Source organism: Niallia sp. (genome assembly GCF_031978665.1).
GTDB lineage: Bacteria > Bacillota > Bacilli > Bacillales > Cytobacillaceae > Niallia.
In genome coordinates this window covers 88,715-99,588 of sequence record NZ_DALZDK010000011.1, presented here as the reverse complement: position 1 = coordinate 99,588, position 10,874 = coordinate 88,715, and the positions used below count along the sequence as shown (strand labels likewise).

The following is a 10,874-nucleotide window of genomic DNA, read 5'->3' as shown; positions in this document are numbered from 1 at the left end:
GGAATATACTTGCTATTATGCAAAAGTGTTGGATACACATGCTGATATGGCGTTAGAAGTATTAGCAGATATGTATTTTAACTCTACTTTTGACGAAGAAGAGTTAAAGAAAGAGAAAAATGTAGTTTGTGAAGAAATTAAAATGTATGATGATACACCTGATGATATTGTCCATGATTTATTGAGTCAGGCAATCTATGCTAAACATCCATTAGGCTATCCAATTTTAGGTACAGAGGAGACGCTCGCTACCTTTAATGGTGATACGTTAAGAGAGTATATGTTTAATCACTATACACCGGAAAATACGGTTATTTCGATTGCTGGTAATATTACAGAAACGTTTATTTCAGAGGTAGAAAAGTACTTTGGAACATATGAAGCAGGTAAATCAGAAATAGAGCTAGTAAAACCTTCTTTCCATGCAAATAATTTATCTAGGAAAAAAGAAACAGAACAAGCACATCTTTGCTTAGGGTTCAATGGTTTACAGGTGGGCGATGAGAAAATGTATACACTTGTTTCCTTAAACAATATTCTTGGCGGCAGTATGAGCAGCAGATTATTCCAAGATGTTCGTGAGCAAAAAGGCTTAGCTTACTCTGTTTTCTCTTATCATTCTGCTTACCAGGATAGTGGAATAGTAACAATTTACGGCGGTACTGGAGCAAAACAGCTTGATGAATTATTTGAGACCATCCAAAATACCCTTGCAACTTTGAAAAAAGAAGGTATTACGGAAAAAGAATTGACAAATAGCAAGGAACAATTAAAAGGAAGCTTAATGCTAAGCTTAGAGAGCACAAATAGCCGAATGAGCAGAAATGGGAAAAACGAATTATTACTAGGCAAGCATCGCTCACTGGATGATATCATTGCAGACATCGACCGAGTTACAAAAGAAGATGTCGATCAAATGGCAAATGCTATCTTCACTGACACATTCTCCGTCTCCCTAATCAGCCCAGATGGACAACTGCCAAAAGCACTTCAATAAAAAGTTACATATTATAACAAAGAACTAGGAACAGAATTTACTTCTGACTCCTAGTTTTTTTGTGCACCTAACCTTTTCCCACAGGAGACAAATGTCCTCTGCTCCATCAACTCAGATTATTAAACTTCCATTTATTTACTAATCCGATGAAAAGATATTAGAAAAAAGGAACTTATTCATCTCTTTCCTATTAGTAATTCGTTCTATATAGAGAAGAAATCCTTCTTTTGGAGGAATTCCTAGAAACAACTCACCTAATATTGAGTAATCACATAAGATGTTGAAGTAGCGAGCTATGAAAAAACAGGATCTTTAAAAAAAAGAAGGTGACATATTCATGCTGAAAGGGATGAAAATCGCGGTTATCGGCGGTGATGCAAGGCAGCTAGAAATTGTTCGCAAACTAACGGAACAACAAGCAATTCTTTCCTTAATTGGGTTTGAGCAATTAGACCATGCATTCACCGGAGCTACAAAAGAAAAAATCGATAACGTAGATTTTTCGAAAATAGATGCTATTATCTTACCCGTAAAAGGAACAGATTTAAATGGGCAAGTTGATACGATCTTTTCGAACGAAAAGGTTTTTTTGACAAAAGATTTATTAGAAAAAACCCCAGAGCATTGCACCGTATATTCAGGGATAACGAATGACTATTTAAATTTGCTAATTAAAGAAACGAAACGAACCCTCGTTCAATTATTTGATCGAGATGATGTAGCAATATTAAATTCCATTCCAACCGTAGAAGGTACGATTATGATGGCAATCCAACATACAGATACAACGATCCATGGCTCCAAAGTAATTGTGCTTGGGCTAGGCCGTGTAGGAATGAGTGTTGCACGGACTTTCCATGCGTTAGGTGCGAAAGTAAAAGTTGCAGCAAATCAAAGTGAACATATTGCTCGCATTATAGAAATGGGATTAACTCCTGTACATTTAGATGATTTACAGATTGCGGTGGAAGATATTGATATTTGTATTAATACGATTCCCCATCTTGTCGTAACTTCTGATGTCATTGAAAAAATGCCTTTACACACATTGGTGATCGATTTGGCATCTAAACCAGGAGGCACTGATTTTCAATATGCAGAAAAAAGAGGGGTTAAGGCTTTGCTTGCCCCAAGCTTACCAGGTATTGTAGCTCCAAAAACAGCTGGGAATATACTTGCAGATGTCTTAGCTCAATTACTTGATGATCAAATGTAACAATGAAAGGAGATAGAAAAATGGGTTTACAAGGAAAAAGAATTGGATTCGGAATCTCAGGATCACACTGTACGTATGCAGAAGTAGTACCACAAGTAGAAAAGCTAGTATCATTAGGTGCAGAAGTAGTGCCAGTTGTAACAGGAAATGTAAAAAATACAGATACTCGTTTCGGTAAAGGGAAGGATTGGGTTAGCAAAGTAGAAGAAATAACAGGTCAGCAAATTATTGACAGTATTGTTGCTGCTGAGCCACTAGGACCAAAAGCTCCCCTTGATTGTATGGTCATTGCTCCTTTAACAGGAAATAGCATGAGCAAATTCGCAAATGCGATGACAGACAACGCAGTATTAATGGCGGCGAAGGCTACGTTGCGAAATCAAAAGCCTGTTGTATTAGGGATTTCTACTAATGACGCGTTAGGATTAAACGGCATCAACCTGATGCGTTTAATGGCAACTAAGAATATCTTCTTCATCCCATTTGGTCAGGATGATCCAGAAAAAAAGCCCAATTCCATGGTAGCAAGAATGTCTATGCTTGCAGAAACGATTGAAGCAGCATTAGAATATAAACAGATTCAACCAGTAATTGTGGAGAAATATTTAGATTAAATTAGTGTTTTTTTGAAATTACCGATAAAACAAGGCGCTTTTTGTAATCCGATCGGAATTCATTAGCGCCAATCGGTGTTTTTTGAAAGAATCTGATAAAAGTTTCTTTTATTGCTGCTTGAATATGTTAAAATAGATAATATTATTTAAGGCGGTGCATGACGCTAGCCTATTATTATTAGAGAAAGCCTTTGGAAGGAGAACCTTAAATGGAGCAATTAAAAGGATATAACGTAGCAGTAGTTGGAGCAACAGGGGCTGTTGGTCAACAAATGATTAAAACATTAGAAAGCAGAGATTTTCCTATTTCAACATTAACACTTTTGTCATCAAAACGTTCAGCGGGGACAAAGGTTCTTTATAAAGATGAGGAAATTGTAGTACAAGAAGCTACTCCAGATAGCTTTAAAGGAATTGACATTGCGTTATTTAGTGCAGGTGGTGGGGTATCGAAGGAACTAGCGCCACATGCGGTGAGACATGGAGCGATTGTGGTTGATAATACTAGTGCATTCCGTATGGACAAAGACGTGCCGTTAGTAGTACCAGAAGTAAATGAAGAAGACCTTCGCAATCATAATGGGATTATTGCAAATCCAAACTGTTCTACAATTCAAATGGTCGTAGCCTTACAACCGTTGAAAGAAAAATATGGACTTTCTAAAGTATTAGTATCCACTTATCAAGCTGTTTCTGGTTCAGGTGCAGCAGCAGTAGAAGAATTAAATAGCCAAACGCAAGCTATTCTTAATAACGAAGCATTCGAGCCGAAAATTCTTCCTGTTAAAAGTGATAAGAAACATTATCAAATTGCCTTTAATGCAGTTCCACAAATTGATGTGTTTACAGAAAATGGATTTACTTATGAAGAAATGAAAATGATTAATGAAACAAAGAAAATCATGCATGCAGAAGACTTGAAAGTTGCTGCAACTTGTGTGCGTATTCCAGTTGCGACTGGTCATTCTGAATCAGTTTATTTTGAATTAGACAATGATCAAGTGACAGTGGCAGAGATGAAAGAATTGTTAGCAAGTGCTCCTGGTATTGTGCTACAGGACGATCCAAATAATCAAATCTATCCAATGCCTGCAGACTGTGTAGGAAGCAATGATGTATTTGTCGGACGTATTCGTCAAGATTTAGACGTGAAAAACGGATTCCATATGTGGGTAGTATCGGATAATTTATTAAAGGGTGCCGCATGGAACTCTGTTCAAATAGCAGAAAGCCTAATTAAATTAGGACTTGTATAAGTAAATGAAGAAAGGCAAGACTGTAGAGGATTAGATTGCAGGAAAGTGCCCTGTAAGTAGAGCTGTATTTTTTCTACATACAGGAAGTACAAGTTTGGACACAGAAATATACTTCTCGTGCCAAAATCTTGTCTTTCTTAACGAATAAGTATTTTAGAAGAAAGAGCCCCTTTTTTTAACGAATACTTTTATGAAATAATTGACTCGAAGTTAATAGAGTCCTAACAACAAGGGATCCTCTAGCAAAATCATGGATGGGGTAAATCTCTATCAAATAGATAGAGATTCCTCCAATTTGTTCTAGAAAAAGGCACCCTTATATTACACTCTTTTAGAAAGTGTTCAGAGGTGTTTACTGTGAAAATAATGGTTCAAAAATTTGGTGGAACATCGGTACGAGATGAAAAAAGCCGAATTCAAGCAAAAGATCATATTAAAGATGCATTAAACGAAGGCTATAAAGTGGTTGTAGTCGTTTCTGCAATGGGCCGTAAAGGAGAACCATACGCAACCGATACACTATTATCATTAGTTGGTGGAGCAGAAACAAGTATCAGCAGAAGAGAAAATGACTTGTTGATGTCATGCGGTGAAATTATATCTAGTGTCGTTTTTACACAACTATTATTAGAAAATGAAATTTCAGCAACTGCCTTAACAGGTGCTCAAGCTGGATTTAAGACGAACAATGATTTTACAAATGCTAGAATAATGGAAATGGATGGTAGCCGTATTCTTCAAGAATTGAAAAATCATGATGTGGTAGTGGTAGCTGGTTTTCAAGGAGCAGCACCAAATGGAGATACGACAACTTTAGGTAGAGGCGGAAGTGATACTTCAGCAGCCGCTTTAGGATCTGCTCTAAATGCAGAATATATTGATATTTTTACAGACGTAGAAGGAATTATGACAGCTGACCCTAGAATCGCGGAAAATGCTCGCCCGTTATCGGTTGTTACCTATTCAGAGGTATGCAATATGGCATATCAAGGGGCAAAAGTTATTCATCCACGAGCAGTTGAAATTGCGATGCAGGCAAAGGTGCCAATTCGAATTCGATCTACGTATTCAAAAGGTATTGGTACACTCGTTACGTCTAGTAATGCGGAGAACAGAGGAAGCGATATTAAAGAGAGACCTGTTACTGGAATTGCGCATGTAGCGAATGTAACACAGATTAAGGTATTTGCGAAAAAAGATCAGTATGATTTGCAGGCGCAAGTATTTAAAGCAATGGCAAATGAAGAAATTAGTGTCGACTTTATCAATATTTCACCAAACAGTGTTGTTTATACCGTAACCAATGAAATGACCAATAAAGCAATAGCTGTTCTTGAAAATATGGGGTATGAACCCGTTATTGAAAGAGAGTGTGCAAAGGTATCAGTCGTTGGTGCGGGAATGGCCGGCGTACCAGGTGTCACATTTAAAATCGTTACTGCACTATCAAATAAAGGAATTCGTATCTTGCAATCTGCTGATAGCCATGCAACGATTTGGGTGCTGGTGAAACAGGATGATTTAGTAAGTGCTGTTAATGTATTACACGATGCGTTTGAGCTAGAGAAAGAATAAAATAGATAAATAGATACAACGAGATCGAAATGAGAATAGGAGTGGAACGATGGGTTTATTTGGTAGGGTGTCAACGGCCATGATTACACCATTTGATGCCAAGGGACATATAGATTTTCCAAAAACAACACAGTTAATTAATCATTTACTTGAAAACGGAACAGATTCGTTAGTTGTAGCTGGTACAACTGGAGAATCGCCCACATTATCCAAACAAGAGAAGATTGCTTTATTTAAACATGTGGTAAAGGTAGTGGAAAAACGAGTTCCTATTATTGCAGGAACAGGTAGTTATAACACATATGAGTCCATCGAATTGACGAAACAAGCTGAACTCGCAGGAGTGGATGCTGTTATGGTAGTTGGACCATACTATAACAAACCGAACCAAGAAGGCTTGTATCAACATATTAAAGCAGTTGCAGAATCTACAAAACTTCCCGTTATGATATATAATATTCCAGGTCGTTCTGTTGTTAATATTGAACCAGAAACTATTATTCGCTTGTCTGAAATTGAAAATATAGTAGCTGTAAAAGAAGCTAGCGGAAATTTAAATAAAATCACGAAAATTATTGCATCTACACCAGATGATTTTTATGTATACAGTGGAGATGATAGTTTAACATTACCGATATTATCTGTAGGTGGAACAGGAGTTATCTCTGTTGCATCTCATATTATCGGTAACGAAATGCAAGAAATGGTGAGTACTTTCTTAGATGGAAAAATAGATGCTGCTTCGAAAATGCATCAAAAATTACTTCCTCTTATGATAGCCTTATTTAAGGCACCCAACCCAGTTCCTGTAAAAACGGCGCTTCAATTAAAAGGATTTGATGTCGGTTCCATTCGTTTGCCTTTAGTTCCATTAACAGAGGAAGAACGAAAAGAGCTAGCCAAATTTTTATAAGAATTTTCGGGGGTTTTCGTTAATCCGCTACTACCATTGAAATGGTAGTAACAGCTTATTTGTTTTTTTTTGCAAGTATAAAATGAATGCTTCACTTGTCAGAAGAGTTCAGCTATCTCTCATATTGAAGGATGAACCAGCAACGAAATTGGTTTCCTTCCATCTTGAGATAACTAGCTCTTCTGACTTTTTTGTTTGATACCTTACTAAGAAAAACTTGTTTCCAAACTGGTAATTGATTATGATTGGATACATAGTAAATGCTCGATTGAAAGAAAATTATTCTTACTAGTAAAACGTAAGAAGTATGGAGGAAAAGGCATGACGAAAAATCAATTGCAAAAAAATTTATTGCCAAGACATATCAGTTTAATGGCAATGGGAGGAGCGATTGGTACAGGGATATTTAAAGGAAGTGGCGAAACCGTATCTATTGCCGGACCAGGTGTTATTTTTACATACATATTTGCTGGGCTTTTATTGCTGGTGGTAATGGGAAGTATTGCAGAAATGGCAATTATTTATCCGAATACTAATATGAAAGGCTTTATCGGCAAAGCCTTTGGTGATCGAATGGCGTTCATAATCGGTTGGATGTATTGTATTTTATGGCTTGCTGTATGTGTTATTGAAGTTGTTGTAGCAGGAAGCTTCTTGCAATTTTGGTTACCAGATGTCCCGCTTTGGATATTAAGCATCATTTGTTCCATTGTGTTAATTGCCGTGAATACAATGAATGTTAAAAATTATGGGGAGTTTGAATTTTGGTTTGCAGGAATTAAAATTGGGATGATTATCCTCTTTATAATTCTTGGTGCTGCTGTCTTGTTTGGTATTATCCCATCAGGAGAAACAAATTATTTGCAAAATTACACGGAAAATGGCGGTTTTTTCCCAAATGGCGGGATGTCTGTCTTTTCAGCATTATTAATTGTTATGTTCTCATATGGTGGCTCTGAATTAATCGGAGTAACCGTAACAGAAGCAAAAGATGCAGAGAAAATACTGCCTAAAGTAATTAAAAGCTTTATTTTTCGAATCATTTTATTTTATACATTACCAATATTAATTATTTGTGGACTTATCCCTTGGAATGAACTAACGGACGATTCGAGTCCATTTGTACAAGTACTAACTATTTCTGGCTTATCAGGCGCAGCTCATATTATGAACTTTGTATTGATTATTGCGGTGTTATCTGCCGCAAATTCGGGTATATACGGTTGTACAAGAATGATGTATTCCCTTGCTTTAGAAGGACAAGGACCAAAGGCATTTAGCAAGGTAAACAAAAATGGAGTTCCTCTATATAGTTTACTGGTAACAGCTATTATATTGATTGCAGGATCTATGATTGCATTAGTTAAGCAAGATGAAGTATTCACCTTATTAATGGCATTCCCAGGCTTTGTTGTATCAATCGTCTGGATAACGATCTGTTTAGCACAATTAAAGCTACGAAAATCTTATCCGTTTCAACCAAGCTTTAAAATTTGGGGATATCCGTACATTCCTATTTTTACAGTTATTTGTTTAGCAATCATCAGTATTAGTTTCTTGTTTGACGAGGCAAATCGAATTAGTATTATGGCATGTTTAGCTTGTTTTTTTGTCGTAATCGTTATTGCTATTTTTAAATTTAAGTCAAATGAACGTTAAAATTAGTACTTTACTATGAAAAAAGCCTATGAAATCAGGATATATGTGGTAATTGTTTGTTGCTATTTTTGATGAAAAAATTTTTAAAAATAGAAGATTTCATAAAATTGGTTGTAAACATTTTTAAACATCAAGTATAATAAGCATAACTGATCAATGGTCGGCTTAACTCAACATAGGAGGAAACAAAAATTGATGAAAAATGAAAAAATAAAGCTGGTCGCACTCGGCGGAGTGGGCGAGAACGGAAAAAATATGTTTGTAGTCGAAGTAGATGAAGACATATTTGTAGTTGATGCTGGCTTAATGTATCCACAAAATGAAATGCTGGGGATTGATATCGTTATTCCAGATATTACGTATTTAAAGCAAAACAAAGACAGAGTAAAAGGGATTTTCTTAACACATGCACATGAAGATCATATTGGAGGCTTATCTTATATATTAAGAGATTTAGAGGTGCCAGTGTATACGACGCTTTTAACAGCTGAACTTACAAAGGAAAAGATGAAAGAGCAGGATTTCAGAGGACAAGCTCAATTTGAAATTATTACCTCTAAATCAGTTCTTACGTTCACATCTTCAAAAGTGTCCTTTTTTAAAACGAATCACAGTATCCCAGATAGTATCGGTATCGTTATTCATACATCAGAAGGCGCAATCGTACATACGGGGGATTTCAAATTTGACCAGACGGCAAGTGATTTATATAAGCCAGAATATGGTGAGATGGCAAAAATAGGCGAAGAAGGGGTTTTAGCTTTACTATCTGATAGTACAAATGCTGATAAACCAGGATATTCCACAACAGATTTTGTTGTAACACAAAGCTTAATCGAATCCTTTTTGCATACGAAGGGCCGTATTATTGCAGCATGTTTTGCAACAGACTTAAATAGAATTCAGCACATCATTGACGCTGCAGAGAAAACGAATCGTAAAGTTGCAGTCATGGGCAAAAATCTACAAAGAGTCTTACAAATTGCGATAAAGAACCATTATTTAGTAGTGGCTGATGAAACAATCGTTACTTATAATGAACTTCAAGAATATGCACAAGATCAAATGGTAATCATCACTACTGGAACAAAAGGGGAACCAATTGAAGCCTTGCAAAAAATGGTCAAGAAAAACCATAAGCAAGTAAGCATCATGGAAGGAGATACTGTTTTATTTGCAGCTTCTTCTTTCTTAGGCAGTGAAGTATTTGTCGGAAAAACGATTGATAAGCTATATAGAGCAGGTGCAACACTTCTTGCTGGCTATAAAACATTCAATAGCTCCAATCACGGTAGCCAAGAAGAATTAAAATTCATGATTAATATGATGAAGCCTAAATTCTTTTTGCCAATCCATGGAGAGTATCGCGTATTAAAATCACATGAAAAAATTGCAATGGAATGCGGTATTGCTCCTCAAAATATTTATCTTCCTGAACAAGGAGAGGTCCTTGAATATAAGGATGATACGCTTCGTGTGGGCGGAAAGATTCCGGCAGGAAATGTATTAATTGATGGCAGTGGCGTTGGCGATGTTGGAAATATTGTCCTAAGAGATCGAAAGCTATTGTCACAGGATGGTATTCTAACCGTTGTCGTAACACTAAATAAGGCAGAGAGAAAGATTTCCGCTGGACCAGAAATTATTACAAGAGGCTTTGTATATGTTCGTGAATCAGAGAAATTACTCGAGGAAGCTTCTGACCGAGTAAGAGACATTGTCGAAAAAAGCATCAGCAAAGACAGCTTTGACTGGACTGGTATTAAGCAAGATATAAGAGATACATTAAACCAGTTCCTTTATGAAAAAACAAGACGCAGACCAATGATCTTGCCGATTATTATGGAAGTAAAACCAGTTAGAAAATAAAGTCGCAGCCTCCTTTGATAAGGAGGCTGTTTTTTGTGATGGGCATTATAGGGAGAGCCTAGTAAAAAGCGGCGTTCTTGATGGAGATGAGAGATGAACCCCATAATTTTGAGAGTGGGAAGAAAAAGAGGTGTTCATAAGGCAGATGAAAACCAAAAAGCAAGAGCCCGAAGCGAAAAGTGGTGTTCATCGAGCGAATGAAAACCAAAAAAGACTAAAGCCCGGAAAAAAGAGGTGTTCATAAAGCGGATGAAAACCATAATTTTGGGAGAGGAAGAAAAAATGGTGTTCATAAAGCAGATGAAAACCAAAAAGTAAGAGCCCGAAGCGAAAAGTGGTGTTCATTCAGCTCATGCCCCCTTATTCGAACACCCCCGATCAAAAACCGTTCATACCAATGCTGCTTATTGTTTCAACTGCCACCTTAAATAATGTTTTGCTTGCCATTATTAATAAAAAGCCTATTTGTCTTTTCGATTTCAACCGCATGAAAAATTGTCTCCCGCTTCATACTAAGATTATTATGGTTTTAGGAAGGGAGAATTTTTATGGGTTCAGTAAATAATAATCAGCCTGAAGAACAGCCGAAAGAGGATAAACCATCTGGTTTAATGGAAAAAATACAACAGCTGGGACAAACAAATGTACCACAGCTTTCACAGGATTCAAAAATACATTGTTTAACAATTGTTGGTCAAATTGAAGGACATTTGCAATTACCACCTCAAAATAAAACGACGAAATATGAGCATTTAATTCCGCAAATTGTCGCTAT

8 protein-coding genes and 2 pseudogenes are annotated in these 10,874 nt (G+C 36.6%); all 10 read left to right on the top strand.

Features of this window, described 5'->3' with window-relative positions; translation table 11 throughout:
• A pseudogene (locus tag RTL21_RS23225) lies at nt 1-175 on the top strand (insulinase family protein); the annotation flags it as partial.
• A gap of 105 nt (nt 176-280) precedes the next feature.
• Nucleotides 281-997, top strand: a complete 717-nt coding sequence (locus RTL21_RS08160; protein WP_396954428.1) for a M16 family metallopeptidase — start codon at nt 281-283, stop codon at nt 995-997.
• A gap of 337 nt (nt 998-1,334) precedes the next feature.
• A complete protein-coding gene (gene dpaA, locus RTL21_RS08155) occupies nt 1,335-2,213 on the top strand; it encodes a dipicolinic acid synthetase subunit A (RefSeq protein WP_312095118.1) in 879 nt (292 codons plus the stop codon).
• 20 nt (nt 2,214-2,233) lie between these two features.
• Entirely contained in the window at nt 2,234-2,827 is a 594-nt protein-coding gene (gene dpaB, locus RTL21_RS08150) for a dipicolinate synthase subunit B (protein WP_312095116.1), read from the top strand.
• 209 nt (nt 2,828-3,036) lie between these two features.
• On the top strand, nt 3,037-4,083 hold the full coding sequence (locus tag RTL21_RS08145) for an aspartate-semialdehyde dehydrogenase (RefSeq protein WP_312095114.1): 1,047 nt from the start codon (nt 3,037-3,039) through the stop codon (nt 4,081-4,083).
• A gap of 357 nt (nt 4,084-4,440) precedes the next feature.
• Nucleotides 4,441-5,658 (top strand): aspartate kinase, encoded by a 1,218-nt coding sequence (gene dapG, locus RTL21_RS08140; protein ID WP_312095112.1) that lies wholly within the window; start codon nt 4,441-4,443, stop codon nt 5,656-5,658.
• A 49-nt stretch (nt 5,659-5,707) separates the two neighbouring features.
• A complete protein-coding gene (gene dapA / locus RTL21_RS08135; RefSeq protein WP_312095110.1) occupies nt 5,708-6,571 on the top strand; it encodes a 4-hydroxy-tetrahydrodipicolinate synthase in 864 nt (287 codons plus the stop codon).
• Between the two features lie 321 nt (nt 6,572-6,892).
• On the top strand, nt 6,893-8,230 hold the full coding sequence (locus tag RTL21_RS08130) for an amino acid permease (RefSeq protein ID WP_312095108.1): 1,338 nt from the start codon (nt 6,893-6,895) through the stop codon (nt 8,228-8,230).
• A 195-nt stretch (nt 8,231-8,425) separates the two neighbouring features.
• Entirely contained in the window at nt 8,426-10,099 is a 1,674-nt protein-coding gene (locus RTL21_RS08125) for a ribonuclease J (protein WP_312095160.1), read from the top strand.
• A 548-nt stretch (nt 10,100-10,647) separates the two neighbouring features.
• A pseudogene (locus tag RTL21_RS08120) lies at nt 10,648-10,874 on the top strand (translocation-enhancing protein TepA); the annotation flags it as partial.

What these genes read in the sequence shown, in the direction of transcription:
- dpaB (WP_312095116.1), top strand. Translation starts at nt 2,234, where the DNA reads ATGGGTTTACAAGGAAAAAGAATTGGATTCGGAATCTCAGGATCACAC.
- RTL21_RS08145 (WP_312095114.1), top strand. Translation starts at nt 3,037, where the DNA reads ATGGAGCAATTAAAAGGATATAACGTAGCAGTAGTTGGAGCAACAGGG.
- dapA (WP_312095110.1), top strand. Translation starts at nt 5,708, where the DNA reads ATGGGTTTATTTGGTAGGGTGTCAACGGCCATGATTACACCATTTGAT.
- RTL21_RS08160 (WP_396954428.1), top strand. Translation starts at nt 281, where the DNA reads ATGTTTAATCACTATACACCGGAAAATACGGTTATTTCGATTGCTGGT.
- RTL21_RS08125 (WP_312095160.1), top strand. Translation starts at nt 8,426, where the DNA reads ATGAAAAATGAAAAAATAAAGCTGGTCGCACTCGGCGGAGTGGGCGAG.
- dpaA (WP_312095118.1), top strand. Translation starts at nt 1,335, where the DNA reads ATGCTGAAAGGGATGAAAATCGCGGTTATCGGCGGTGATGCAAGGCAG.
- RTL21_RS08130 (WP_312095108.1), top strand. Translation starts at nt 6,893, where the DNA reads ATGACGAAAAATCAATTGCAAAAAAATTTATTGCCAAGACATATCAGT.